This is a genomic window from Ornithinimicrobium sp. F0845 (assembly GCF_023015765.1).
Taxonomy (GTDB): Bacteria; Actinomycetota; Actinomycetes; order Actinomycetales; family Dermatophilaceae; genus Ornithinicoccus.
The window spans coordinates 21,261-47,207 of sequence record NZ_JALKAL010000008.1 but is presented as its reverse complement, the minus strand read 5'-3'; the positions used below and the strand labels follow the sequence as shown (position 1 = coordinate 47,207).

The 25,947-nt window shown below is 71.6% G+C and carries 23 protein-coding genes; 9 read left to right on the top strand and 14 right to left on the bottom strand.

Annotated elements, in window-relative coordinates; genetic code table 11:
* The first annotated feature begins 305 nt into the window (after positions 1–305).
* From purD to purL, 3 genes are all read left to right on the top strand, one after another.
* Positions 306–1,625, top strand: coding sequence for a phosphoribosylamine--glycine ligase (gene purD, locus MWU75_RS12885; RefSeq protein ID WP_247091320.1), 1,320 nt, complete (start codon positions 306–308; stop codon positions 1,623–1,625).
* A gap of 73 nt (positions 1,626–1,698) precedes the next feature.
* Entirely contained in the window at positions 1,699–2,706 is a 1,008-nt protein-coding gene (locus MWU75_RS12880) for a phosphoribosylaminoimidazolesuccinocarboxamide synthase (protein ID WP_247091318.1), read from the top strand.
* An 18-nt stretch (positions 2,707–2,724) separates the two neighbouring features.
* Entirely contained in the window at positions 2,725–6,645 is a 3,921-nt protein-coding gene (gene purL, locus MWU75_RS12875) for a phosphoribosylformylglycinamidine synthase (RefSeq protein ID WP_247091316.1), read from the top strand.
* A gap of 543 nt (positions 6,646–7,188) precedes the next feature.
* Here purL and MWU75_RS12870 read toward each other — a convergent pair.
* A complete protein-coding gene (locus MWU75_RS12870) occupies positions 7,189–7,626 on the bottom strand; it encodes a VOC family protein (RefSeq protein WP_247091314.1) in 438 nt (145 codons plus the stop codon).
* A 172-nt stretch (positions 7,627–7,798) separates the two neighbouring features.
* On the opposite strand from MWU75_RS12870, the gene MWU75_RS12865 reads away from it, so the two are divergent.
* Entirely contained in the window at positions 7,799–8,197 is a 399-nt protein-coding gene (locus tag MWU75_RS12865; protein ID WP_247091312.1) for a VOC family protein, read from the top strand.
* A 21-nt stretch (positions 8,198–8,218) separates the two neighbouring features.
* Here the strand turns inward: MWU75_RS12865 and MWU75_RS12860 are convergent, their stop codons facing one another.
* The 4 genes from MWU75_RS12860 to MWU75_RS12845 form a co-directional block, all read right to left on the bottom strand.
* Entirely contained in the window at positions 8,219–8,956 is a 738-nt protein-coding gene (locus MWU75_RS12860) for a 3-hydroxybutyrate dehydrogenase (protein ID WP_247091310.1), read from the bottom strand.
* A gap of 231 nt (positions 8,957–9,187) precedes the next feature.
* On the bottom strand, positions 9,188–10,144 hold the full coding sequence (locus tag MWU75_RS12855; RefSeq protein ID WP_247091308.1) for an ornithine cyclodeaminase family protein: 957 nt from the start codon (positions 10,142–10,144) through the stop codon (positions 9,188–9,190).
* An 87-nt stretch (positions 10,145–10,231) separates the two neighbouring features.
* On the bottom strand, positions 10,232–11,083 hold the full coding sequence (locus MWU75_RS12850) for an ABC transporter permease subunit (RefSeq protein ID WP_247091306.1): 852 nt from the start codon (positions 11,081–11,083) through the stop codon (positions 10,232–10,234).
* Positions 11,080–12,006, bottom strand: a complete 927-nt coding sequence (locus tag MWU75_RS12845; RefSeq protein ID WP_247091304.1) for an ATP-binding cassette domain-containing protein — start codon at positions 12,004–12,006, stop codon at positions 11,080–11,082. Before MWU75_RS12845 ends, MWU75_RS12850 begins: the two co-directional genes overlap by 4 nt.
* Before the next feature lie 178 nt (positions 12,007–12,184).
* Between MWU75_RS12845 and MWU75_RS12840 the strand changes: the two genes are divergently transcribed.
* Positions 12,185–13,366 (top strand): sensor histidine kinase, encoded by a 1,182-nt coding sequence (locus MWU75_RS12840; protein ID WP_247091302.1) that lies wholly within the window; start codon positions 12,185–12,187, stop codon positions 13,364–13,366.
* Positions 13,363–14,064 (top strand): response regulator transcription factor, encoded by a 702-nt coding sequence (locus MWU75_RS12835; RefSeq protein WP_348647767.1) that lies wholly within the window; start codon positions 13,363–13,365, stop codon positions 14,062–14,064. The genes MWU75_RS12840 and MWU75_RS12835 overlap by 4 nt, the downstream gene beginning before the upstream one ends.
* Here the strand turns inward: MWU75_RS12835 and MWU75_RS12830 are convergent, their stop codons facing one another.
* From MWU75_RS12830 to MWU75_RS12820, 3 genes are all read right to left on the bottom strand, one after another.
* Positions 14,065–14,574, bottom strand: coding sequence for a pyridoxamine 5'-phosphate oxidase family protein (locus tag MWU75_RS12830; protein ID WP_247091300.1), 510 nt, complete (start codon positions 14,572–14,574; stop codon positions 14,065–14,067).
* 176 nt (positions 14,575–14,750) lie between these two features.
* Entirely contained in the window at positions 14,751–15,185 is a 435-nt protein-coding gene (locus tag MWU75_RS12825; RefSeq protein WP_247091298.1) for a heavy metal-responsive transcriptional regulator, read from the bottom strand.
* Positions 15,186–15,256: 71 nt separating this feature from the next.
* Entirely contained in the window at positions 15,257–16,552 is a 1,296-nt protein-coding gene (locus MWU75_RS12820; protein ID WP_247091296.1) for an adenylosuccinate synthase, read from the bottom strand.
* 122 nt (positions 16,553–16,674) lie between these two features.
* On the opposite strand from MWU75_RS12820, the gene MWU75_RS12815 reads away from it, so the two are divergent.
* Together MWU75_RS12815 and MWU75_RS12810 are read left to right on the top strand one after the other, a co-directional pair.
* Positions 16,675–17,205, top strand: a complete 531-nt coding sequence (locus tag MWU75_RS12815) for a SigE family RNA polymerase sigma factor (RefSeq protein WP_247091294.1) — start codon at positions 16,675–16,677, stop codon at positions 17,203–17,205.
* Complete coding sequence (locus MWU75_RS12810; RefSeq protein ID WP_247091293.1) at positions 17,202–19,334, top strand: hypothetical protein; 2,133 nt, start codon at positions 17,202–17,204, stop codon at positions 19,332–19,334. The genes MWU75_RS12815 and MWU75_RS12810 overlap by 4 nt, the downstream gene beginning before the upstream one ends.
* A gap of 23 nt (positions 19,335–19,357) precedes the next feature.
* On the opposite strand, the gene MWU75_RS12805 is transcribed toward MWU75_RS12810, so the two are convergent.
* The 5 genes from MWU75_RS12805 to MWU75_RS12785 form a co-directional block, all read right to left on the bottom strand.
* On the bottom strand, positions 19,358–20,371 hold the full coding sequence (locus MWU75_RS12805) for a hypothetical protein (protein WP_247091291.1): 1,014 nt from the start codon (positions 20,369–20,371) through the stop codon (positions 19,358–19,360).
* A 360-nt stretch (positions 20,372–20,731) separates the two neighbouring features.
* Positions 20,732–21,139, bottom strand: a complete 408-nt coding sequence (locus tag MWU75_RS12800) for a DUF3151 domain-containing protein (protein WP_247091573.1) — start codon at positions 21,137–21,139, stop codon at positions 20,732–20,734.
* A gap of 20 nt (positions 21,140–21,159) precedes the next feature.
* Positions 21,160–22,188, bottom strand: coding sequence for a class II fructose-bisphosphate aldolase (gene fbaA, locus MWU75_RS12795; RefSeq protein WP_247091289.1), 1,029 nt, complete (start codon positions 22,186–22,188; stop codon positions 21,160–21,162).
* 113 nt (positions 22,189–22,301) lie between these two features.
* On the bottom strand, positions 22,302–22,952 hold the full coding sequence (locus tag MWU75_RS12790; RefSeq protein ID WP_247091287.1) for a TrmH family RNA methyltransferase: 651 nt from the start codon (positions 22,950–22,952) through the stop codon (positions 22,302–22,304).
* Positions 22,945–23,586 (bottom strand): DedA family protein, encoded by a 642-nt coding sequence (locus MWU75_RS12785; RefSeq protein ID WP_247091285.1) that lies wholly within the window; start codon positions 23,584–23,586, stop codon positions 22,945–22,947. The genes MWU75_RS12790 and MWU75_RS12785 overlap by 8 nt, the downstream gene beginning before the upstream one ends.
* Positions 23,587–23,823: 237 nt before the next feature.
* On the opposite strand from MWU75_RS12785, the gene MWU75_RS12780 reads away from it, so the two are divergent.
* Entirely contained in the window at positions 23,824–25,287 is a 1,464-nt protein-coding gene (locus MWU75_RS12780) for a hypothetical protein (protein WP_247091283.1), read from the top strand.
* 126 nt (positions 25,288–25,413) lie between these two features.
* Here MWU75_RS12780 and MWU75_RS12775 read toward each other — a convergent pair whose 3' ends face one another.
* The gene (locus tag MWU75_RS12775) at positions 25,414–25,812 is read right to left on the bottom strand and encodes a VOC family protein (RefSeq protein WP_247091281.1); all 399 of its coding nucleotides are present in this window, start codon (positions 25,810–25,812) and stop codon (positions 25,414–25,416) included.
* Between the last annotated feature and the right edge of the window lie 135 nt (positions 25,813–25,947).

Sequence of the window (25,947 nt, the reverse complement as noted above, 5' to 3'; positions counted from 1 at the left end):
CGCACTGGAACAAACCCCACACGCGCTGCGCCTCAGGTCGCGGGCGAACTGCACGCCACGGGTGCACGTCTCGGGTCCACTCCCGTGTGGGAAAAGTGCCCGCGTGTGGGATTTGGTCCCCCATAGGGCTCAAAAGCCACACACTGGAACAAATCCCACACGCGCGGCGGGCCGGGACGTGCCCGGGCGCCGCGTAGCGCAGCGCCGGGGGTGGCAGCTGTCTGGTTGCGGCGGCGTGCGATGGAGCGGAGGCATCACCCGGCCCCGAGACACCATCTCGACCGTGCCTGGCTTAGTGTCTTACCGTGAGGGTTCTCGTCATAGGCTCCGGCGCGCGCGAGCACGCCATCGTCCGCGCACTGGCTGCCGACCCGACCGTCGATGCCGTCCTGGCCGCACCGGGCAACCCCGGCATCGACCTCGTCGCGCAGTGTCTGCCCGACTGCGGCCCCGTCACCGACCCAGCCGCGATGTCCGCGCTGGCCGAGCAGGTCGGTGCCGACCTCGTCGTCATCGGCCCGGAGGCCCCGCTGGTCGCCGGCGTCGCCGACGCGATCCGGGCGCGGGGGATCGCCTGCTTCGGCCCGAGCGCGGCGGCCGCGCAGCTGGAGGGCAGCAAGGCCTTCGCCAAGGAGGTCATGGCCGCCGCCGGCGTGCCGACCGCCTTCGCCCACATCTGCACCACCGAGGACGAGATCGTCAGCGCCCTGGACTCCACCGGCGCCCCCTACGTCGTCAAGGACGACGGGCTGGCCGCCGGCAAGGGTGTCGTGGTGACGCAGGACCGCGACGAGGCCCTCGCGCACGGGCTGGCCTGCCTGGCCAAGGAGGACGGGCGCGTCGTGGTCGAGGAGTTCCTCGACGGGCCCGAGATCTCGCTGTTCTGCCTCAGCGACGGCACCGAGGTGCGGGCCCTGGTCCCCGCCCAGGACTTCAAGCGCATCGGCGACAACGACACCGGCCCCAACACCGGCGGGATGGGGGCCTACAGCCCGCTGCCATGGGCACCCGACGACCTCGTCGAGCAGGTGCTGGACCGGATCGCCCGCCCGACGGTCGACGAGATGCGCCGCCGGGGCACGCCGTTCGCCGGCGTCCTCTACGTCGGGCTGGCCCTCACCTCCCGCGGCCTGCGGGTCGTGGAGTTCAACGCCCGCTTCGGAGACCCCGAGACCCAGGTCGTGCTGGCCCGGCTGCGCACCCCGCTGGGTCAGCTGCTCGACGCTGCCGCCAACGGTCGGCTGGCCGAGCTGCCCGACCTGAGCTGGCACGACGACGCCGCGGTCGCCGTGGTCCTCGCGTGCGAGGGCTACCCGCAGGCTCCGGTGACCGGTGCCGCCATCGCGGGACTCGAGGAATGCGGGGCGCTGGATCACGTGCAGGTCCTCCACGCCGGCACGCGGGACACCCCGGAGGGCGTGATCGCCTCCGGCGGCCGGGTCCTGTCGGTGGTCGGCACCGGACCCGACCTGGCGCGGGCGCGGGCCCGCGCCTACGCCGGTGTCCACAGCCTCCACTGCGAGGGCGCCCAGTTCCGCGGGGACATCGCCCGGGCCGCCGAGCAGGGCGACATCCGCATCCCGCTCCCGATCGAGCCCGGACCGGACGGGAAGGTGCTGGCATGACACGCGCAGGCGGCGTCGGCACGTCACGCGCAGCAGACGTCGGCACGACACACGCAGCAGGCACGGTGCCCTCGTGACCGAGCAGGACAGCACCGCGGGCCTCCCGGGAGAGCTGCCGGGCTACCTGCCGGTCTACTCCGGCAAGGTCCGCGAGCTCTTCGCGCCCATCTCGCCCGACACCGGCCTGGTGGACCAGTCGCGACTCCTCCTGGTGGCCTCTGACCGGATCTCCGCCTTCGACCACGTCATCGACACCCCGATCCCGGACAAGGGCGCGGTGCTCACCCAGCTCTCCCTCTGGTGGTTCGACCAGCTCGCGGACCTGGTCCCGCACCACGTCATCGACACCACGGTGCCGGACCGGGTGGCCGGCCGCGCCGTCATGGTGCGCCGGCTGCGGATGCTGCCCGTCGAGTGCATCGCCCGCGCCTACCTCACCGGGGGCGGCCTCAGCGAGTACCTCGCCACGGGCCACGTCAGCGGCGTCCCCCTCCCCGAGGGCCTGGAGGACGGGTCCCGGCTCCCGGAGCCGGTCTTCACCCCGACCACCAAGGCGCCCCCCGGTCAGCACGACGAGCCGATGACGTTCGAGGACGTCGAGGACGAGCTGGGCGCCGCCCTGGCGGCCCGCGTGCGTGACCTGACCCTCGGCATACTGGCCCGTGGCAACGAGATCGCCAGCGAGCGCGGCATCCTGATCGCCGACACCAAGGTGGAGTATGGCGTGGATCCGGTCTCCCTCGGCGTCCCGGACGACGAGGACGTGGACTGGGCCACGGTCGACCCCGACGACCTGCAGATCGTGCTAGCCGACGAGGTGCTCACGCCCGACAGCAGCCGGTTCTGGCGGGCCTCCGAGTGGGAGCCGGGGCGCCCGCAGACCTCCTACGACAAGCAGGTCCTGCGCGACTGGCTGCTGTCGGCCGACAGCGGGTGGGACCGCGCGGGCGGGCAGCCGCCGCCGGCACTGCCGGACGAGGTCGTCGCCCTGACCCGGGCCCGCTACGTCGAGGCCTACGAGACGCTCACGGGGGCGACCTTCACCGTGGCCGCCCAGCAGTCATCCCCCGCCCAGCAGTAACCCGAGGAGACCCTGCCCATGGCCGCGCCCGACCACGCGTTGACCACGTTCCCCGGCGGTGCCGCCCTCTCCGACTTCCGGGCCCGCGCGCTGCTGCGGCGGCTGCAGGCGGCGGTGCCGCGGGTGACCGAGGTGACCGCGGTCTTCACCCACTGGGTCGCCACGGACCAGGCCCTCGACCAGGCCGCCAGCGACAGGCTCGAGTCGCTGCTCACCTACGGCGAGCCGGCCCCGCAGGAGGACAGCGACCCCGCGTCGGGCCGTGCCGTCGTGGTCGTCACCCCGCGGCTGGGCACCATCTCGCCATGGGCCAGCAAGGCCACCGACATCGTGCGCAACTGCGGCCTGGCGATTCACCGGGTGGAGCGGGCGGTCAGCTACACCCTGGCGCTGGACGGACCGGACCCGCTCAGCGAGGAGGAGTGGGCCGCGGCCGCGGCGCTGCTCCACGACCGGATGACCGAGACCGCGCTGCCCACCCCTGACCTGGCGGCCGAGCTGTTCACCGAGCGGGCGGCAGCACCGATGGAGCACGTCGATGTGCTCGGCAGTGGGCGCGAGGCCCTGGTGGAGGCGGACCGCGCCTGGGGGCTGGCGCTGGCCGAGGACGAGATCGACTACCTCGTCGAGGCCTTCACCGGCCTCGGCCGCAACCCCACCGACGTCGAGCTCACGATGTTTGCCCAGGCCAACTCCGAGCACTGCCGGCACAAGATCTTCAACGCGGACTTCGTCATCGACGGGCAGGCCCAGACGCGCAGCCTGTTCGGCATGATCCGGCACACCGAGGAGGTCGCCGGCCAGGGCACCGTCGTAGCCTACAAGGACAACGCCTCGGTGATGGTCGGCGGCCGGGTCACCCGGTGGCTGCCCGAGGCGGGGGCGAGCGGCCCGAGCCGCTACACCGCCCGCGAGGAGGACGTCCACGTCCTGATGAAGGTCGAGACGCACAACCACCCGACCGCGATCTCCCCCTTCGCGGGTGCGGCCACCGGCGCCGGCGGCGAGATCCGCGACGAGGGCGCGACCGGGCGGGGCTCGGCGCCCAAGGCCGGGCTGACCGGCTTCGTCGTCTCCAACCTGCACCTGCCCGGGACCGACGAGCCGTGGGAGGCCGACCCCTACGGCACACCCGACCACCTCGCCTCGCCGCTCGACATCATGATCGAGGGGCCGATCGGCGCGGCCGCGTTCAACAACGAGTTCGGCCGACCGGCCCTCGGCGGGTTCTTCCGGGTCTACGAGCAGACCGTCGACGGCGTGCGCCGCGGCTATCACAAGCCGATCATGAGCGCCGGCGGCCTCGGCCAGATCAGCGCCGACCAGACCGAGAAGGTCCGCTTCACGGACGGCACCCTGCTCGTGCAGATCGGCGGTCCGGGGATGCGCATCGGCATGGGCGGCGGCGCCGCCAGCTCGATGGCTTCCGGCGCCAACGCCGCGGAGCTGGACTTCGACTCGGTGCAGCGGGGCAACCCCGAGATGGAGCGTCGCGCCCAGGAGGTCATCAACCACTGCGCCGCGCTCGGCCGCGACAACCCGATCCTGGCGATCCACGACGTGGGCGCCGGCGGGCTGAGCAACGCCTTCCCCGAGCTCGTCGACGACGCCGGCCTCGGTGCGGGCTTCGACCTGTCCGCGGTGCCGCTGGAGGAGTCCGGCCTGGCCCCCAAGGAGATCTGGTCCAACGAGAGCCAGGAGCGCTACGTCCTGGCGATCGCCCCCGAGTCGCTCGAGGCCTTCGCGGCGCTCTGCGAGCGGGAGCGGTGCCCCTATGCCGTCGTCGGTGTGGCCCGGGACGACGGCCAGCTGACCCTGGGCGACGACGGCGACGCCACCACTCAGGCGGTGGACATGCCGATGGAGGTCCTGCTCGGCAAACCCCCGAAGATGACCCGTGACGTGCAGCGGTTCACCCGGTCCTCGCACGACCTGGACCGCACCAGACTGGACGATCCCGCGGTGCTGCGCCAGACGGCATACTCCGTCCTGCGGCATCCCACGGTGGCCTCCAAGCGGTTCCTGGTCACCATCGGCGACCGCACCGTCGGGGGCCTGAGCCACCGGGACCAGATGGTCGGCCCGTGGCAGGTGCCGGTCGCCGACGTGGCGGTGACCCTCTCGGACCTGGTGGGTCTTTCGGGACAGGCGATGGCCAGTGGCGAGCGCACCCCGCTCGCCGCCGTCGACGCTCCCGCGTCCGGGCGGATGGCGGTCGGTGAGGCGCTGACCAACCTGCTGGCCGCGCCCGTCACGCTCAGCGGCGTGAAGCTGTCGTGCAACTGGATGGCCTCGGCGGGGACCCCGGGTGAGGACGCCGCGCTCTATGACACGGTCCACGCGGTCGCGATGGAGCTGTGCCCGGCGCTGGGCATCTCGGTGCCGGTGGGCAAGGACTCGATGTCGATGCGCAGCACCTGGACCGGTGAGGACGGCTCGGCCAAGCAGGTCATCTCGCCGGTCTCGCTGGTGGTCTCGGCGTTCGCCTCGCTGCCCGACGTCACCGGCACGCTCACGCCGCAGCTGGTGCCGGACACCGCGCTGCTGCTGGTCGACCTGGGTGCCGGCCGCAACCGGCTGGGCGGCTCGATGCTGGCGCAGGTGCTCGGTGAGTTCGGCGGTGAGGTGCCCGACCTGGACGACCCGTCCCGGCTGGTCGCACTGGGATGTGCGCTCACCGCGCTGCGCGAGCAGGGGCTGCTGACCGCCTACCACGACCGCTCCGACGGTGGTCTGTGGGCGACGCTGTGCGAGATGGCCTTTGCCGGTGCCGTCGGCGTGGACGTCGCGCTCCCGGTCGAGGACGGTGACGCCGTGGCGGCGCTGTTCACCGAGGAGCTCGGGGTGGTGCTCGGGGTGCCGGCCGACCGCGTCGAGGCCGCCCGCGCCGAGCTGGCCGCGCACGGGCTGGGTGATCTGACCCACGACCTGGGGCGCGCCACCACCGAGCGCCGGGTGCGCGTGCGTGGGGACGGCCTCGCGCTGGACGAGCCGGTGCGCGAGCTGGCGCAGGCCTGGGACGAGGTCTCGTGGCGCATCAACACGCTGCGGGACAACCCGGAGTGCGCCAACGAGGAGCACGCCGCCTTCGGGGCCGACGACGACCCGGGACTGCACCTGGAGACCAGCTTCGACCCGGCGGAGGACGTCACCGCGCCGTACCTCAACCGCGGGGCGCGGCCGGCCGTGGCGATCCTGCGCGAGCAGGGCGTGAACTCCCATGTCGAGACGGCCTTCGCCTTCGACCGTGCCGGCTTCGACACCTTCGACGTGCACATGACGGACCTGCAGTCGGGCCGCTTCGACCTCTCCGACGTGGCGGGCCTCGTGGCGTGCGGCGGCTTCTCCTACGGCGACACCCTGGGGGCCGGGGAGGGCTGGGCCCGCTCCGTGCTGTTCAACGAGCGGCTCACCGAGTCGTTCGGCACCTTCTTCGCCCGGCCGGACACCTTCGCGCTGGGCATCTGCAACGGCTGCCAGATGTTCGCCGCGCTGGCCGATCTCATCCCGGGCGCCGAGGCGTGGCCGCGCTTCACCCGCAACCGCAGCGAGCAGTATGAGGCGCGCCTGAGTCTGCTGGAGGTGCTCGACAGCCCGTCGGTCTTCTTCCGCGACATGGCGGGCTCACGCATCCCGATCGCCGTCGCCCACGGAGAGGGCCGCGCGGACTTCTCGGCCCGCGGGGACGAGCAGGCGGTGCTGGCCGCCGCGCGTTACGTCGACAACCACGGCCGGCCCACCGAGGTCTATCCCGCCAACCCCAACGGCTCCGCCGGCGGGCTGACCGCCGTCACGACACCCGATGGCCGGTTCACCGCGATGATGCCGCACCCCGAGCGGGTGCAGCGCAACGCCCAGCTGTCGTGGACGCCGGGCCCGCTGGACGAACCGAGCCCGTGGTTGCGGATGTTCCGCAACGCCCGGGTCTGGGTCGACTGACCGACCAAGCACGCCGCGCAGCGAGCATCCACCCCACGGAGCGCATCGGTCGCACCCGGCAGCCCCATCGTGCGCGTCGTGTTGCGGCCGGCGGCCACACCAGCATTCTTCGGGCGCCTTCGTGATCCTCGGGGCCCCACCACGCTTCTTCGAGCGCCTCCGTGATCCTCGGGCTGGCTGCAGTCGGCTCGATGAACGCGAGGGCGCTCGAAGACGTCCGGCGGCGCAGGGTGTTACGAACCGTGCCTCACCGAGCGCGCCGTGGTGCGGCGAGCATCCACCTCTCAGGCGCGCGGTGTGCGGTCCCGAGGGGTGACCGGGCGCTGGGCGCCCTAAGTCCCGTCGACGTGTGGCCGTGGTCCCGAGTGTGGACTTTGTGCCCGTGTGTGGCTTTTGGTCCCCCAGGGGGGCCAAAAGCCACACACTGGAACTTTTTCCACACAGCACGGCCCCGAACTTCTCCGAGCGCCAGGAGGAGCGCGCGGCGCGCCGGGTCCCCCAGGGCCGCAACACGACGCGCCCGGTCAAGGTGGGGGACGCGGCTTACGTCGCGCCCGCGTCGGCCCACTCGTCGAGCGCAGCCTGGACCTCCTCGTCGGTCTTGGTGAGCTCCGTGCCGGCGATCCACTGGTGCCCGAACGGGTCACGGATGCGCCCCTGCCGCGACCCATAGGGCTGGTCGTCCACCGGGAAGAGCACCTCCGAACCCAACTCGACGGCACGGGCGACGAGCGCGTCAGGGTCGTCGCACACGATGTCCATCACCACCCCGGCGCCGCCCTCGGTCGGGCCCCTGTCGACATCGTCGGGGTCCTTGAGCTGCAGCACGTCACCGCTGGGCAGCTCCAACTGCGCGAAGACGACGGCGTCGCCCATCGCGTAGCGGCTCACCAGGGTCGCCCCCAGCACCTCCTGATAGAACTCGATCGCCCGGTCCGCCCCGTCGACGACAAGCTTCGGTCGCACGCGAAAGTCGCTCATGCCTTCACGCTAACGCCGGCCGCGACGGTCCGCAGCCGGGTCCGTCGTCACGCCACCGGGGCCGAGGTGATCCCTCGCTGCCTGCTCGAAGGATCAGGGTCACGGCCCGTGAGGGCGACACCGCCGTCAGTTCAGGACGCTCATCGTCCGGGTCTGGTGCGAGCATCCGAGCATGAGCATGCACTGGACCCTGGGCTGCGACGCGCACGACCCCCAGCTCCTGGCGGACTTCTGGGCCACGGCGCTCGGGTATGTCGCCGAGCCGGGCTATGACGACCCGGACGGCGCCTCGATCATCGATCCCGACGGCAACGGCCCGGCCATCGGCTGGCTCCGGGTGCCGGAGGGGAAGTCCGCCAAGAACCGGGTGCACATCGACATCCGGGTGGCCGGCGAGCCGCCGTGGGACTGGGTGGCTCGCGCAGGCCTGATCAGGGACAAGGTGCGTGAGCTGATGGGGGCGGGGGCCACGAAGGTCCGGGAGGAACTGTATGCCGACGAGGCGGGTCAGCAGGTCCTCGGCCATGTCGTCATGCTGGATCCTGAGGGCAACGAGTTCTGCGTCGCGTGAGGGCAGCTCTGTCCGCTCGATCTACTGGGCGGTCCAGCCGCCGTCCATCGTGTGGGACGTTCCGGTGACCATGCCCGCGTCGTCGGAGATCAGGAAGGCGGCGAGCGCCGCCACCTCGTCGGGCTCGCACATCCGCTTGATCGCCGACCGGGTGAGCATGATCTTCTCGATCACCTCGTCCTCGGGGATCGCGTGCGTGGCGGCCTGGTCGGCGATCTGCTTCTCCACCAGGGGGGTCCGGACGTAGGCGGGGTTGATGCAGTTGGAGGTCACCCTGTGCGGCGCACCCTCCAGGGCGGTCACCTTCGAGAGGCCCTCCAGGCCGTGCTTGGCCGAGACGTAGGCGACCTTGAACGCGGAGGCCCGCAGGCCGTGCGCCGAGGAGACGTTGATGACCCGCCCCCAGCCCTGGGCGTACATGTGCGGCAGGGCGGCCCGGACCAGCAGGAAGGGCGCCTCCAGCATGAGCCGGTGGATCAGCCGGAAGTCGTCGGGATCCAGCTCGTGGACCGGGGCCACCCGTTGGATGCCGGCGTTGTTGACCAGCACGTCGCACTCCAGCCGCAGCCCTTCCAGTGAGCCCGTGTCCGCCAGGTCGACGTGCCACGCCTCACCGCCGATCTCCGCGGCGACCCGGTCGGCACCCTGCTTGTCGACGTCGGCGACCACCACCCGGTGGCCGTCACGGGCGCTGCGCCGCGCGATCGCCTCGCCGATCCCGCTGGCAGCCCCGGTGACCAGTACCGACCTCATCGTCATCCCTCGCTCCTCGTGTCACGGCTCGCGGCGCCCCTCCTGCTCGTGGGACGTGCGCACCTCTCAGGCCGCATCCTCCGTGCCGCACCCAACCGCAGTCCATGTGCCGTCAGACCATGCACGGCCCACGATTTATGTCTTGTCACCACATGTAGCGGCGACTGCTTCGAACCTAGGTTGTGGAACCGCTCGCCGATGCTCTGCTCACCCACTGTTGTGCTCACCCATGGGACCTCACTGTAGGTCGGCGGCCGCGCCCGTCCGCGCCCGCCAGACGAGACCGGCGGCGACGAGGTCCTCCAGGGCCGTCCCGACCGACTTGAAGACCGTCACCTCCTCGGGTGCCCCGCGGCCCCGCCGCTGCCCCGCGCAGAGGTCTGCCAGGGTGCCCCGGACGTCCGACTCCTGCAGTATGCCGCGTGCCAGCGGGCCGGTCAGGTCACCGGCCTCGCGCAGCGCCTCGGGCACGTCGACGAACAGGCTGGCCGAGGTGACCAGGGCCTCGTCGGCCTCGACCATCGCCGGGGTGAAGGCGCCGATGAGGTCCACGTGGGTGCCGGGCCGGACGTGCGCGGCGTGCACCAGCGGACTGGTCGCGGACGTGGCGGCGGTGATGACGTCGGCGCGCTGGACGGCCTCGGCCAGGTCGGTCGCGACCTCGGCGGCCCGGCCGTCCGCGCGCAGCCGCTCGACGAGGCGAGCGGCACCCTCCGGCGTGCGGCTCCACACCCGGGTGAGGCCGACCTCCCGGACCGCGGCGTAGCAGGCTGGCACGGCCGAGGCGACGTTGCCGGCTCCGATCAGCAGGTGCTCACCGACCGTCGCTGGGGCCAGGTAGCCCGCGGCCAGGGCGCTGGCGGCCGCGGTGCGCCAGCGGGTCAGCTCGGTCCCGTCCAGCACCGCGACCGGCTCCCCCGTCGTGGCGCTGGAGAGCAGGTAGGACCCGTAGAGCCCGGGCAGTCCCCGGCTCCTGTTCTGCGGGAAGTGACCGACGACCTTGACCCCGAGGAAGCCCCCGACCTGCCAGGCCGGCATCACCAGCAGCGTGGCCTCCAGCGACTCGTCGATCGGGTAGTGCTCCCGCTCCGGCACCACGGCCCGCTCCGGCCCGGCAAAGGCCTCCCGCAGTGCCTCCACCAGGGCCGCCGGGTCCAGCACCCGCTGCACCTCGGCCGCGTCGATGATCTCCATGTCCCCACCCAACCAGAGGCGACCCCGCACTCCCCCGACCCCACCCGGTGTGCCTCGTGGGTGAGTCGGTAACGGAAATCCTCAGAGTCAGGCGAGGTCGCGGCGGCGGATGACGAGCACAGCGAGGAGGGGCAGCAGCACGACATACGCCAGGACGGTGACCAGCGCGTGGGTGCCGGACAGGGCGGTCAGGACCCCGGGCGCACCCTCCGGACCGCCGCTCGCGCCGAGGGAGCCGACCAGGGATCCCGCGGCGGTGCCGGGCAGCACGGTGGTCAGGGTTTCCACCCAGCCGAGTAGGCTGCCGACGCCGCGCAGAAGGTTCTCCACGACCAGCGACCACACCAGCCCCAGACCCACGGCCAGTGCCGGGCCGCGCAGGAGGGTGCCGAGCAGGTAGCCGAACAGCGCCCACATCAGGAGCACCAGGAACGCGATGCCGACGCCCTGACCGAGGTCGGCCGCGGACGGCAGGACCACGTCGACCCCCTCCACGAGGGCCAGGGACGTCGAGATCCCGAGCGCCATGACCACGGAGGCCAGCACGGTGACGGCCACGACGGCGGTCAGCGAGAGCAGCGACCCCACGGCGACCGCGAACCGCGACGGACCCTGGGTCAGGATCGTCTTCCAGCTGCCCCAGCCATACCCGCTGGCAGCGACCATCGCACCCAGCACCATCATCAGCGCGCCGCCGAACATCGGCGTCCCGGCCGTGATGGTCTGCGGCACGTTGGCCGGTAGGACCGAGCGCAGCAGCGCCTCGCCCACCACGCCCTCGGTCGCGAAGCTCCCGCTCCCGGAGCGATAGGCCACGTAGTTGAAGACATAGCCGAAGAGCACCATCAGCACCAGCCAGGCGGCCCCGATCACCCAGGTCGCCGACCACTTCCGCACCCGCAGCAGGTCCGCGCGGGCACTCGCCACGATCGTCGTCATGACACCTTCTCCTCACTCATCGGGCGGCCGCCACCGACCGCGGTCATCTCGAAGAACACGTCCTCCAGGGACCGGTCGCTGGGGTGCACCGAGTGCACGTCGACGCCGGCCCCCACCAGGGCACGAACGAGCTCGGCCGACCGCTCCTCGGGGAGCGAGACCAGGAGCTCGGCGCCGTCCACCTGCACGCCGTCGTCGCCGGCCAGCCGCATCGCGATGGCGAGCGCCTCCTCGACCGGCTCGGCCCGGACCTGCACGCGCGGGGTGCCCAGCAGGTCGGTCACCGTCGACTCGCGCAGCAGCCGCCCGTCGGCGATGACCCCCACCCGGTGACAGATCTCCTGCACCTCTGCCAGCAGGTGGGAGGAGAGCAGCACCGTCTGCCCGGACCGGGCCAGGTCGACGACCAGCGCCCGCATCGCGGCCATCCCGGCCGGGTCGAGCCCGTTGGTCGGCTCGTCGAGGACGATCAGCTCCGGGTCGCCCATCAGCGCGGCGGCCACCCCGAGGCGCTGCTTCATACCGAGGGAGTAGGACCGGAACGCGTCCCCGCCCCGCCCGCTCAGCTCGACCCGCTCCAGCGCCTCGTCGACCACCGACACGGGCAGCCTCCGGTAGCGCGCCAGCACCACGAGGTTGTCGCGCCCGGACAGGTAGGGCATGAACCCCGGCCCCTCCACGAGCGCTCCCACCCGCTCCGTCACCGCGGGCGACCCCGCCGCCATTCCGAGCACGGTCGCGGTGCCGCTCGTCGGCCGGACCAGCCCGAGCAGCATGCGCAGGGTCGTCGTCTTCCCTGCACCGTTGGGGCCGAGGAAGCCATACACCTCGCCCCGTCGCACCGTCAGATCCACCCGGTCGACGGCGAGCCGTGAGCCGTACCTCTTGGTGAGGCCGGCCGTCTGCACAACCAGTTCGTTCATGCCCTCCACACTCGCGCCGCGGCCGGGGTGAAGTCGTCCGCGGAGGTGAGTGATCGACATACGCAGGATCGCGTATGCCGTGTGCTCACCTGAGCGGACGCGCGCCGGTGAGTGGCCGCCCTAGAGTCGCTGGAGGCGTCCCGCTCCGGGTCGCCAGGTGCCGGAAGGGAGCCGTCGCATGCGGATGAAGGACCTGCTGTGGGTGCTGCCGCTCACCGTGTTCGCGGTGGTCGGCACCGTCTTCTCCTCCGGCGCGGACGGCGGGTGGGGTCGCGGGCGGTTCGGTCCGGACGGCCCGCCGTTCGCCGAGGGCCCGCCCTTCGGGGACGGCGACTTCGGCGACCTGCTCACCGGCGACCTGCTGCCGGCCGTCCTCATCGTGGCCGCCGCCGCCCTGATCCAGCTGCTGGGACGGGTCCGCCCGGGGAGCACGCTGGTCGCGACCGGGCTCCTGGTGGCGACCTACCTGGGGTTGGGCTTCCACGACGGGCCGGTCTTCCTGGTGCTCATGATGAGCTCGTTCGTCGCCGGCTGGCACGCTCCGTTGCGGGTGTGGGCCCGCAGCATCGCGGTCGCCCTGGTGGCAGTGGTCGTCGGGCTGGTCCTCCGCGAGGTTCTCCACGAGGTCGACGGCAGCACCGCCCGCGTCGTGTGGCAGTCCGCCGGGGTCTGCGGGGCCGCGGTGGCGGCGGGGCTGGTGGCCGGTCTGGTCCGGAGTCGCCGGCAGGCCGCACAGGAGCGCGTCCACCACGCCGCCACCGAGGAGCAGCTGCGGACCGCGCAGGAGCTCCACGACGGCGTGGGCCACGGGCTGGCCGTGATCGCGATGCAGTCCGGTGTCGCGCTGCACGTGCTGGACCGCGACTCGGCGGCGGTGCGTGCCGCGTTGGAGGCGATCAGGGACACCAGCCGGGAGTCCCTGGCCTCGCTGCGCACGGAGGTCTCCCGACTCACGGGCGAGGTGGCGCCCCGCCGGCCCGGCTCCGGCCTCGAGGACCTGCCCCGGCTGGCGGAGCGGATCCGCACCGCCGGGATCGCGGTCGACCTGCAGGTCAGCGGGTCGGTCGAGCACCTGCCCGCGGACCTGGGTGCCGCGGTCTACGCCATCGCGCAGGAGGCGCTGACCAACATGCTGCGCCACTCCCGCGCGCGGCATGCCGAGGTGATGCTGGCCCTGACTGAGGACCTGGTGCGGCTCGTCGTGCGGGATGACGGCGTCGGCGCGACCGGGCACCATGAGGGGATGGGGCTGACCGGGATGCGCGAGCGGGCGGCACGGCACGGCGGGAGCCTGCGCGCGGGGCCAGCCGCCGGCGGCGGCTTCGAGGTGGTCGCCGAGCTGCCGACCGGAGCCTCGTGAGTGACGCTGGCGGGGAGACCGAGCGCGCCATGATCCGGGTCGCGCTCATCGACGACCAGGCGCTGGTGCGCGTCGGGCTCACCACCCTGATCGGCTCCGAGGACGGCATGGAGGTCGTCGGTGAGGCCGAGGACGGTCGGGCCGGCGTCGCGCTGATCCGCCGCACCCGGCCCGACGTCGTGCTGTGCGACATCCGGATGCCGGTGCTCGACGGCCTCGGCCTGCTCCAGGAGGTGGCCGGCGACCCCGACCTGAGCGACGTGCCTGTGGTCGTGCTGACCACCTTCGAGCTGGACGAGTACGTCTTCGAGGCCCTCCGGCTCGGCGCCAGCGGGTTCCTGCTCAAGGACGCCGAGCCGACCGCCCTGCTCGAGGCGATCCGGGTGGTGGCCGACGGCGGCTCGCTCCTGGCGCCCTCGGTGACCCGGCGCGTGATCGAGCACTTCGGTGCCACCTCGCGCGCCACCCGCGTGCACCCCGAGCTGCACCACCTCACGGACCGGGAGCGGGAGCTCGTGGCCTGGGTCGGCACCGGCCGGTCCAACCAGGAGATCGCCGAGCTGCTCGTCATCAGCCCGGACACCGTCCGCACCCACGTGTCCCGCGCGATGGTCAAGCTGCACGCCCGCGACCGGGCCCAGCTCGTGGTCTTCGCCATCGAGTCGGGCCTGGTCCCGCCGGGTAGAACCCCAGGCTGATCAGAACCTGAAGCGGGTCGCGTCCTTCGGGAAGTCGAACCAGGCCATCGCGCGTCGTGGGGTGATGACCCGCAGACCGCCGCCGTCCTCGCCGGACCACGAGTCCGGACCGGGCGCGTAGCCGCTGTCCTCGTACTTGCTGAAGGCCGCGGCCAGGCGGGCACCGAGCCCGTCCGCGTCGGCCCGGGTCGCGACTGACTCACCCTCGATAATGACGACCTCGGTCCCGCTCTCCAGCGTGAGGGTCACGGCGGGGTTTTTCTCCACGTTGCGGGTATGCCGTGTGGTCGGGGCACCGTCGTACCAGAACCGGCCGTCGAGCCAGACTCCCCAGCGCGGCACCGAGTGCGGCGTCCCGTCGGGGCGGACGCTGTTGACCCAGTAGTGCTTGGCGGCGACCAGCCGCGGCTCGACGTCGGACCAGGAGAGCTGGCCTTCCGCCGTCTCGGGGATCCCGTAGCCCTCGGGGAAGACCGGCCGGTCTGCGGCCGGATCTGCTGGTGTCTCCATCTTCGGCACGCTAGACCCCCTTACCGACAGTCACCACCGCAGTCGCGGCAGCTGCGCGCTGCCGGGGCAGCCGTCCGGGCCGCCCCGGCGGAGCCCTCAGCAGCAGCTGCAGTCGGCGCAGTCGTGGCACTCGGGGCACTGCGTGCAGTCGCAGGTCATGGTGCAAGTGGGGTCAGTCATGTGCAGTCACCTCCTTCGCAGTCGGGCGGGCACCAGGTGGCGCCCGGTGGTGCGGGGCAGTCGGCGCTGGGCAATGCCTGGGCCATGGCCGCCATCTCGGAGCGCAGCGTGCTGAGCCGCTCGAGCTCGGCGTCGACCTCCGCGATCCGGCGGCGTAGGTGCTCCTCGGCGTGGCCGCACGGGCACACGCCGGTGTCCCGGATCCCGAGCAACTGCCGGATGTCCGACAGACGCAGGCCGAGTCGCTGGCAGCCCTGGATGAACGCGAGCCGGTCCGTGGCCTCGGGGCCATAGTCGCGGTAGCCGGACGGAGTCCGTGCCGGCTCCGGCAGCAGCCCCTCGCGCTCGTAGAAGCGGATGGTGTCCGTCGTCACCCCGGCCTGCCTGGCGAGCTGGCCGACGCGCAGGCGCGGCGCCGTCGTGATGTCCATGTCACCGACGGTAGACCTTGGACCCAGGTCCAAGGTCAAGCGTTTACCGGAGGCAGCTGATCGGCCGGCTCCTAGCGCTCACGCGCCAGCAGGTCGAAGCGCTGGATCGTCTCCTCACGCCCGGGGCCCACGCCGATGGCCGAGACCCTGGCCCCGATCAGCTCCTCCAGCCGCAGCACGTAGTTCTGCGCGTTCTCGGGCAGCTCCTCGAAGGTGCGGCACTGGCTGATGTCCTCCCACCAGCCGGGCAGCTCCTCATAGATCGGCGTGGCGTGGTGGAAGTCGGACTGGTTGACCGGCATCGAGTCGTGCCGCACACCCTGCACGTCATAGGCCACGCACACCGGCACCTTCTCCAGACCGGTGAGGATGTCCAGCTTGGTGATGACGAAGTCGGTGACGCCGTTGATCCGCTGCGCATACCGCCCCATCACGGCGTCCACCCAGCCACAACGGCGCGGACGCCCGGTGGTCGTGCCGTACTCCGCGCCCGTCTTGCGCAGGAACTCGCCCATGTCGTCGTGCAGCTCGGTCGGGAACGGCCCCTCCCCGACCCGGCTCGTGTAGGCCTTGAGGATGCCGATCACGCTGTCGATGCGGGTCGGCGCGACCCCCGACCCGGTGCACGCACCCCCAGAGGTCGCGTTGGAGGAGGTCACGAACGGATAGGTCCCGTGGTCGACGTCCAGCAGCGTCGCCTGGCCCGCCTCGAAGAGCACGGTCTTGCCGGCGTCCAGCGCCTCGTTGAGCTCCAGCGCGGTGTCGCACACCATCGGCCGGATCCGCTCCGCGTGCCGCAGCAGCTCCTCCATCACCTCCTCCACCTCGACCGCGCGCCGGTTGTAGATCTTGACCAGCAGCTGGTTCTTGGTGTCCAGCGCGGCGGTGACCTTCTGGCGGAGGATGGACTCGTCATACAGATCCTGGACCCGGATGCCGACGCGGTTCATCTTGTCGGCGTAGGTCGGGCCGATGCCGCGGCCGGTCGTGCCGAGCTTGCGGCTGCCCAGGAAGCGCTCGGTCACCTTGTCCAGCGTCCGGTTGTAGGGCGGGATGACGTGGGCGTTCGCACTGATCCGCAGCCGCGAGGTGTCCACCCCGCGCGCCTCGAGCCCGTCCAGCTCCTCGATGAGCACACTGATGTCGATGACCACGCCGTTGGCGATGACGGGCACGACCCCGGGGCTGAGGATGCCGGAGGGCAGCAGGTGCAGCGCATACTTCTGGTCGCCGATGACCACCGTGTGGCCGGCGTTGTTGCCGCCGTTGAACTTCACGACGTAGTCGACGCTGCTGCCGAGCAGGTCGGTCGCCTTGCCCTTGCCCTCATCGCCCCACTGGGCTCCAACCAGGACCACTGCCGGCATACTGCCCACCTCGCTGTTGGGAAATGTCCAGGGTCAGGTTATCTGTCACCGTGATCGGGCAGTATGCCGACAGGCGCCAACCATTGCCGGTCCCGGGAGCGTTGGTGGGGTAGGAGGTGGTCATGAGCGATCCCGGTGCGCCCTTCGTCGCCTACGTCAACGCACGGCGCGGCGCCCTGCTGCGCTCGGCGACGCTGATCACCGGTGACCCGCACACGGCCCAGGACCTCCTGCAGGACGCGCTGATCAAGCTGGCGGCGCGGTGGGAGCGCGTGGGCGAGGGCAGCCCTGACGCCTACGTGCGCCGGATCATGTTCCACGACAACGTCTCGCGGTGGCGCCGCACCGGGCGCGAGGTCCCGGTCGGGGAGGTCGCCGAGTCGGCCCGGCCGTTGGGCGGCACGGAGCCGATCGATCCGGCCCGGGCGGTGACCGGCCTGGACGTGCGCCGGGCGCTGGCCGAGCTCACCGACAAGCAACGCGCGGTGCTGGTCCTGCGCTACTACGACGACCTGTCCGAGACCCAGATCGCGCAGACCCTCGAGGTCAGCAACGGCACGGTCAAGAGCCAGGCGCACGCCGCGCTGAAGCGGCTCCGGGAGCTGCTCCCGGAGGCGGCCGAGGCCCTCGTGGGATCGGAGGAGACACCATGAGCGACGACGAGATCCGTGACCTGCTGGACCTCGGGCTGGACGATGACGACCCCCAGGGGTCCGGTGCTCGGGGCACCCGCCCTGGCGCGCACCTCAGTGCCGAGCAGTTGTGGTCGGCCGGACGGCGTCAGCGCACCCGCGGCCGGGCGTGGTTCGGGGGCGTGGGTGCCGCAGCCGCCGCAGCCAGCATCCTCGGGATCGTCTGGGCGCAGGGATTGGCGGGCGGCGAGGCCGGTCCGCCACCGCCGGCTGACGGGACGTCCGACACAGTTCCTGGACCGACGGTCGAGGTGGACGACGCCGGTCGCGGCGAGCCGTACTTCGCGCGGTTCGAGTCCATCTACGCCGAGCACGCCGAGCAGCTGAGCGGATCGTCCCGGCCCGCGACGCTGGAGGACCTGCAGGGCACGTGGGACGGCCCGCACGGGGAGCTCCTCGTCGTGGAGGACGAGCAGGTGATTCTCACCATCGCCAACTGCCAGACCATCCGGTCCTCCGGCACCGTCACGGTGGACGGGCGGCTCTCGGCCGACGAGTGGGAGATGTCCCAGGCGGACGGGCCAGACTGTGTCGAGCCCGACCCTGCCATGCCGCACTGGAGCGCCATCATCACCCGGCAGCCGCTGGTGAGCATGGACGGCGGGACGCTCATCATCAGCGGCCTGGACGGCACCACTGACGAGCCCCGGGTCTACGTGGCAATGTCGCTCGGGCCGGTCGACGAGACCGGCTTCGCGTGGGCCGACGTGCCATCCGAAACCGGGGTCACCCCGCTCACGCTCGGCCGGGACGTCCAGCTGCTGACCAGCGGGACCGGCGACGCCACAGCCCTGCAGAGCATCAGCGAGATCGGCCTGGAGGACCGTCCGGGGGCGTCTGCCGCAGCACAGGGCGGCGACGTCGAGGCCCTCGGCTATCCGGGCACCTGCCCCCTGCAGCTGGAGTCGTCGCTGCGCTCCGACGGGGTGCTCCTCGTGGGTGAGCCGGCACCGTTCGTGGCCTGCGCGGCGGACAGTGACGCACCGCTGCCGAGCGCCGAGCCCTCTCCCGCCGTCCTCGCTCTGCTGCGCAGCAACCCGACCGTGGCCTTCACCGATGACACCATGGTCATCAGCGGCACCATCCCCGAGTCGATGCTCACAGACACGCCGCCACCGGTCGACGACACGGCTCCGACCAGCGACCCGCCCGTGGAGTCCGCGGACCCGACCGACGACGGGACCGGTGGCCAGACGCCGACCTATCGGGACGACATACCCCTGGTCCTTGGCACGCCGACCGTGGTGGTGATGTCCGAGGGCGAGTGGGCGCCGACCGGGGAGCTGACCCCGCTGACCGAGGAGGCGGCCACGGGCAGGCGCTGGCTGCCCGTGACCACAGAGTCCGACCCGCCGGACGCGGGCGCGGATCCGATCGGAGACCGCGGCCTCTCCTTCGACGGCACCACCTGGCGCATCCGCGACTGCGGCATCGACGTCCGGGTCCGGGGCTGGCTTCAGGACGGGGTGCTGACTCAAACAGGTGAGCCAGAGATCGTCGACAACCCGGATCCTGGCGCCGCGTGCGTCTCCCCGCGATACCCCGAGGACTGGGCGGCGATGCTGACCGGGGAGCCGTATCTGGCCGTCGACGGCGACATCCTGGTGATCAGCACCCGGCTGGGCGACGGCATCCAGTTGGAGCCGGTCGGCATGGCGCTGGCCCCACAGGGCGAGGCACCCCCGAACGCCGAGATGGTCCGACCGGTCGAGGTCGAGGATCTCGCGGCCGGACTGGTCGAGGTGCCGGGCCAGGAAGCTGCCTACGACATCGGGGTTTCCGACGCCCGTGACCCCCGGCCCGGGCACAGCACGACCATCGGCTGGGAGGACGGCGCCATCACGGTGGACGTCGGCTGTGCCGAGCCGCTGACCGGACCCGCCTGGCTGAGCCCGAGCGAGCACAACCAGTCGGTGCTGAGGGCCGCCCTGCCCGAGGTGCCCGAGGCGTGTGCGGGCGCCGCCGCCGACGACGCTGAGCTGTGGCGCCAGCTGCTGGCGCACGGAGCGACCCTGCACCACTTCGCCGACCACGTGATCCTCGACGCGTGGGCCGACCCGGCGGTGGCCGGGCCGGAGGTCCTCCCGTAGAGGGCGGCACGTACGCTGCGCCCCTAGTGTCGCGCCTCACCGCAGCGGGCGCCCTCCTCGTCCAGCAGCCCGCGGCGGCACACCGCGACGCCGAGCTGGAAGCGCGTGTCGACGCCGTGCTCCTCCATCAGCGAGGCGATGCGGCGGCGCACGGTGCGCAGTCCTAGGCCGACGTGCCGGGCGATGGCCTCGTCCTTGAAGCCGAGGCCGAGGAGTTCGAGCACCCGGACGTCCGCCGCGGCGGCCGACCCGTCGTGCACCGGGTCCGCCCGGCGCCAGAGCTCGGCGAAGAGCGCGACGAACATGGAGCGCACGTTCTCCGACCGCACGAGCAGCATGTCGGGAGCCTGGAAGTGCGGCTCTTCCTCGTCGGCCACGAGGACGCCCTGGTCGCCAAAGATGATGAAGTCCAGCGGCACGTCCTCGAGATAGCGCTGCTGCTCCCCGGCCGCACTCCTGGCCTCGGCGAACTCTCGCCAGTGCGCGTCCTCGAGCACGGACAGCGGGAAGACCGACTGCTGCACCCGTCCGCTGGCCAGGATCTCGGCGCGCAGCTCCTTCACCGCCTTGAGATGGCCCGGGCCGCGCCCCAGCGTGGAGGCGACCTGGCACACCGGCCCCTGCGAGCTGCGCGCGAGTCGCTCGATGGCCGCGGGGACCTCGGAGGCGGGCACTCGCTCCCACGGGGGGACCCTCGGCCCGGACAGCAGCTGTCCCCGGCGGAAGTCGGACTCGTAGGTCTCGAGGGAGTGCCGCACGTCGATGAGCTGCTGACGCCGGGTCGTGAGGGCTGCCTCCTCCGAGTCGAGGAGCCTCCCGAGGGCCATCCTGGGATCCTCCGGCTGGATGATCGCGCCCTCGGCCAGGTGGATGAGCCGCATGGCCTCAAGCTCCGCCAACCGCCGGGCGGCCTTGGTCCTCGTCCACCCCAGCTCGGCCGCGTGCTCCTCGATCGTGGCAGGAGCACGACGCAGGAGATGGCGGTAGAGCACCTGCGCCTCGTCGTCCAAGTCGAGGGCAGAACGTTGAGGGTTCATGCATGGCAGGTTAAGGCCAGTGGCAGGCAAATGTCAGGTTTCGAGGATTCTGTGGGGCAAGATCTATCCCGTTGGGTCGCACCGCACGGGGACGCGAGACCTGACTCACAGGGGGGAAGCGGCCGGGGCCGCCGTCTTCGGACGGGGCCTCCGGCCGCCTCCATATCCCGGGGTGCGCACTGGAGTGCCGCGCTCGTACGTCGCACTGGAGCCAGCACCAAGCGCGCCAGCTCGCGCGTGCCGTCCGGCCCGAGACCCAGCGCCCCGTGGAGGCGACAAAACCGCTAGAAAATGCGTGAGGCGCCTGCAAAACCACTACGAAAAGACGTGGGGGACCAGCAAAACCACTATCAAAATTGGTTAGAGGCCGAGCTCCCGGGCGCCTTCTGCGGACGAGTCGCGCAGGAAGTCCGCGCAGCGGCGCTCCTCGTCGGTCTCACCGATCCGGCCGGCCGCCTGGGACAGCGCAGCGAGCGCGCGGAGGAAGCCCCGGTTGGGCTCGTGGCTCCACGGGATCGGCCCCTGGCCCTTCCACCCGGACCGGCGCAGCGCGTCGAGCCCACGGTGGTAGCCGGTGCGCGCGAACGCGTAGGCCTCGATGTCGTCGCCCTCGGACAGCGCGTCCTCGGCCAGCACGGCCCAGGCCAGGCTCGAGGTCGGCTGGCCGGTCGCCACCTCGCGCGGGTCGATGCCCTGCTCGAGGCGGGCCGCGGCACCGTCCTCGGGCAGGAGCGTCTCCGGGATGCCCATCAGGTTGCCGTCGCCCATCACGGCTCCGCTGCCGAGAGTCATCGGGAGGTCCCCGCCGAGCGCAGGTTCTCGCAGGCCTCGACGACCCGGGCCGTCATGCTGGCCTCGGCCTCCTTGCCCCAGGTGCGCGGGTCATACATCTTCTTGTTGCCGACCTCGCCGTCGACCTTGAGCACGCCGTCGTAGTTCCGCATCATGAAGCCGGCGACCGGCCGGGTGAAGGCGTACTGCGTGTCCGTGTCGACGTTCATCTTCACCACGCCGTAGTCGACCGCGTCGGAGATCTCCTGCGCGCTGGAGCCGGAGCCACCGTGGAAGACCAGGTCGAAGGGCAGCGCCCCCTCCTCCAGGCCGAGCTCCTTGGCGGCAGCCGCCTGCGCGGCCTTGAGGATCTCCGGGCGCAGCTTGACCCCACCGGGCTTGTAGACGCCGTGCACGTTGCCGAACGTCAGGGCCGTCAGGTAGCGGCCCTCCTCGCGGGGACCCAGCGCCTTGATCGTGGCGATCGCGTCGTCCGGGGTGGTGTAGAGCTGGTCGTTGATCTCGTTGGCGACGCCGTCCTCCTCGCCCCCGACGACGCCGATCTCGACCTCGAGGATGATGCGGGCCTGGGTGCACAGCTCGAGCAGCTCCTGCGCGATCTGCAGGTTCTCCTCCAGCGGCGTCGCGGAGCCGTCCCACATGTGCGACTGGAAGTAGGGCAGCCCGCCCTGCTTCACCCGCTCGACCGACGCCTCGAGCAGCGGCCGCACGAAGCCGTCGAGCTTGTCCTTGGGGCAGTGGTCGGTGTGCAGCGCGATGTTCACGTCATACTTCTTGGCCACCTCGTGCGCGAAGGCGCTGAACGCGAGCGACCCGGTCACCATGTCCTTGACGGCCTGGCCGGAGAAGTACTCGGCCCCACCGGTCGAGACCTGGATGATGCCGTCGCTGCCGGCGTCGGCGAAACCCTTGATGGCGGCGTTGAGCGTCTGGCTGGAGGTGACGTTGATGGCCGGGTAGGCGAAGTTCTCAGCCTGCGCCCGGTCGATCATGTCGGCGTAGACCTCGGGGGTCGCGATGGGCATAGCGGTTCTCCTCGATGAGCTGCGGTGAGCGTCCTGCTGCCCATCGTTCCACACGGAGTATGCCGTGGAGCAGGGTCCTCGTGGGCCGTGCACCAGGGCGCATCACGCCTGCCTCAGGGGTGCTGGTCGAAGACGTGCCGGCGGACCCAGGCGTGCATCGTGATCGCCGCTGCCGCACCAGCATTCATGGAGCGGGTGGATCCGAACTGCCGGATCTCCAGCAGTGCGTCACACCCGGCGACGGCCTCCGAGCTCAGGCCCGGGCCCTCCTGCCCGAACAGCAGGACGCACCGCTCCGGCAGGGCATAGGTCTCCAGGGGCACCGCCCCGTGCACGTTGTCCAGGCCCAGCACCGGGATGCCGCGCCCGTCGTCCTGCGCGGCCGCCCACTCGAGGAGGTGCCGGATGTCCGGATGGTGGTGCTCGTGCTGGTAGCGGTCGGTGACCATGGCCCCGCGGCGGTTCCAGCGCCGCCTGCCGACGATGTGGAAGGCTGCGGCGTTGAAGGCGTTCGCGGTGCGGATCACCGAGCCGATGTTGAAGTCGTGCCCCCAGTTCTCCACCGCCACGTGGAAGCCGTGCCGCCGGGTGTCCAGCTCGGCCACGATCGCCTCGTGCCGCCAGTAGCGGTAGGCGTCCACGACGTTGCGGCGGTCGCCCTCGCGCAGCAGGTCCGGGTCCAGGTGGTCGGGGAGATCGCCGTCGGCGCTGACGGGCCAGTCCCCCTCCCACGGGCCGACGCCCACCCCGGTCGGCTCAGACACCCGCGTTCTTCTCGCGGCGCAGCTGGCGCACCCGGGTGACCACCCACCAGCAGATGAACACGAGGACCGCGACGATGACGACCTTCTGGAACCAGTCGGCATACGGCTCGACGCGGTGCCAGTTCTCCCCGAGCAGGTAGCCGGCCATCACGAAGATCGTGTTCCACACCAGGCTGCCGGCCAGGGTGAGCACGCCGAAGATGAGCGGCGGCATCCGCTCGATGCCCGCGGGGATCGAGATCAGGCTCCGGAAGATGGGGATGAACCGCCCGAACAGGACGGTCTTCTTGCCGTGCCGGGCGAACCAGGCCTCGGTCTTGTCCAGGTCGCTCATCTTGACCAGGGGCAGCCAGCCCCAGATCACCCGGAGCCGGTCGCGCCCGAGCAGCACCCCGAGGGTGTAGAGGACGAAGGCGCCGACCACCGAGCCGGCGGTCGTCCAGAAGATCGCCTCGGCGATGGTGAACGAGCCCCGGCTCGCGGTGAACCCGGCCAGCGGCAGGATGACCTCACTCGGGATCGGCGGGAAGAGGTTCTCCGCAGCGATCGCCAGGCCGGCGCCGGGGCCCCCGAGGGTCTCCATCAGATCGACGGCCCAGCCCGCGACGCCCGTGAGCTCCGCCTCGTCGCTCATCTGTCTCCTCAGTGGTGATCGTGTGTGTCGGTGCTCGTGTGTCTCGGTGATCGTGTGTCCCAGAGTCCGACCGCAAGTGTCGCAGGCGTTCACGCGTGGAGCCGAACGCACAATCACACTACGGTTGACACGCAAGGGCACCAGAGCGGCTTCGGCCGGGTGCTTGGGCCACAGCGGCGGCACCCGTCGTCGCAGGCCTCGATCGGCGAGGACGGTGTGACCATGGAATGGAAATGGGTGTGGCTGATACTCCTGCTGCTGGTGATTGCCGCAGCGGTCTGGCTGCTGCTGCGTCGCCCGGGCGGGGCCGTGGACAGCTCGGACACCGGGGACGCCGGCCTGACAGAACCGGGCGCGGGCGCGGCTCCGCCAGGGCAGGCCGCCGGTGACCGATTCGAGGCCACCCCCGTGGCTGACCAGTCCGACGCACAGTCCTACGCCAGCGGTCCCTACGACCAGGCTGCCGACGCCGCTCCCGATCCCTATGCCGAGCCCGCGCCGACCGAGGCGGCGACCGATCAGGGTGGTTACCCGGCGGAGGCCTACGACCAGGCCACCACGTACGACGCGCAGCCCCAGGACACCACCTACGACGCGCAGCCCCAGGACACCACCTACGACGTGCAGCCGCAGGACACCACCTACGACGTGCAGCCGCAGGACACCACCCACGACGCGCAGCCCCAGGACACCACCTACGACCAGGACGCGACCTACGACCAGGACGCGACTTACACCGACACGGCGACCGGCGACACCTCAACGACGGACGCGGTCTACGAGGAGTCGACCACCGAGCCCGGATCCGGCGACACGGCGGTGCTCCCCGACAATGCCGCGGCCGGTGCTGGGGCAGCCGCCGCAGGTGGCGGTGCCGCGGCCTGGGCCGCCCAGGACCAGGAGACTCCCGCCGACACACGGGCGAGCGAAGCTCCGGTTGACGCCAGCGACTACGGGCAGGACGCGACCTACACCGACACGGCGACCGGCGAGACCGCCGAGGCCGACACGGTCTACGAGGCTCCGGCGGCTGACACGTACGAGCAGCCCGCGGCCGACACCGGCTACACCGACACCACAGCGCCGTCCGACAGCGACACGGCCGCCGCCGCGGTCGCCGGGGCCGTGGCCGGCGGGGGTGGCGCCGAAGCCTGGGCTGACCGCGATGAGACCCCCGCCGACACTGCTGGAGACGCCACCGCTGGAGCCGCCACCACCGCCGGAGCCGCCTCCGACGACGCGTCCTGGGGTCAGGGTGAGCCGGTCCAGACGGCCGCCGACTTCGGCACGGAGGACGCCGCCGCCACGGAGTCCGGTTTCGCCGAGCCGGTCACCGAGGTGGAGTACACCGAGACGACCGAGACGACCTACGTCGAGCCGGCCGCACCTGCGGAGACGGGCTACGCCGAGGCCGAGGTCGCCGCACCCGCGGCGGACGCGGGTGACTACGGCTACGACGAGGCCCACGCCGGTGCCGCCGCCGGGAACTACGCCCAGGGACCGTTCGGTGCCGGCTCGGCCGAGCCCGCCGAGGACGGGTCCGGCCCCGCCGGCTGGTCCATCAAGGGCAACGCCGGGTCGATGCTCTTCCACACGCCCGAGTCACCGTCCTACGAGGCGGCCAGGGCCGAGGTGTGGTTCGAGACCGAGGAGGCCGCCAAGGCCGCCGGCTTCGCGCACTGGGATCGCAAGCAGCGCTGACCCACGTCGCGGCCGAGAGTCTGCGCCCCGTCTCCCTCGGAGGCGGGGCGCAGTGCGGTGTCGGGGGGCCCGAGATCATCGCCATGATCGGTGTCCTCACCGAAGCGAGGCCCACCACATGTCCTATCAGCTAGGCGCGTCGTAGGTGATGAACTCCAGCAGGCTGCCGTCAGGGTCACGGAAGTACACGCTCGTACCAGTACCTCGAGCACCTACCCGTGTCACTGGTCCTGTCTCCACAGGAACGCGGTGGGTTTCGAGATGGGTGATCGCCTCCTCAATCCCTCCGAGCCAGGCGAAGCAGAGGTCGCTATTTCCTGGCGTGACCGGAACTCGCGCGACGTTGGAGCGGAGGTCAACTCCTGGACCATGGACGTTCAGTTGCGTCGAGCCAACTCGGAACGCGAGCCGTCCAGCGCCTACGTTGATGACCTCCGCGCCGACGACCTCTTGATAAAACCGTGCAGAGATAGTCCAGTCGGAGACGCCGATGACGACGTGGTCGATGCCAGATACAGGCAACATGCTGGCAGCCTACTGCTGGCTCGAGCCTTGGTTGGCGGCCAAGGAAACCCGATGTGCGAGGCGTTCGAGTCGGGCCGGACGCCAAGGGCCCTGCGCATCCGATGCGAGGGCCTTGAAAAATGTGACCGCTCGGCG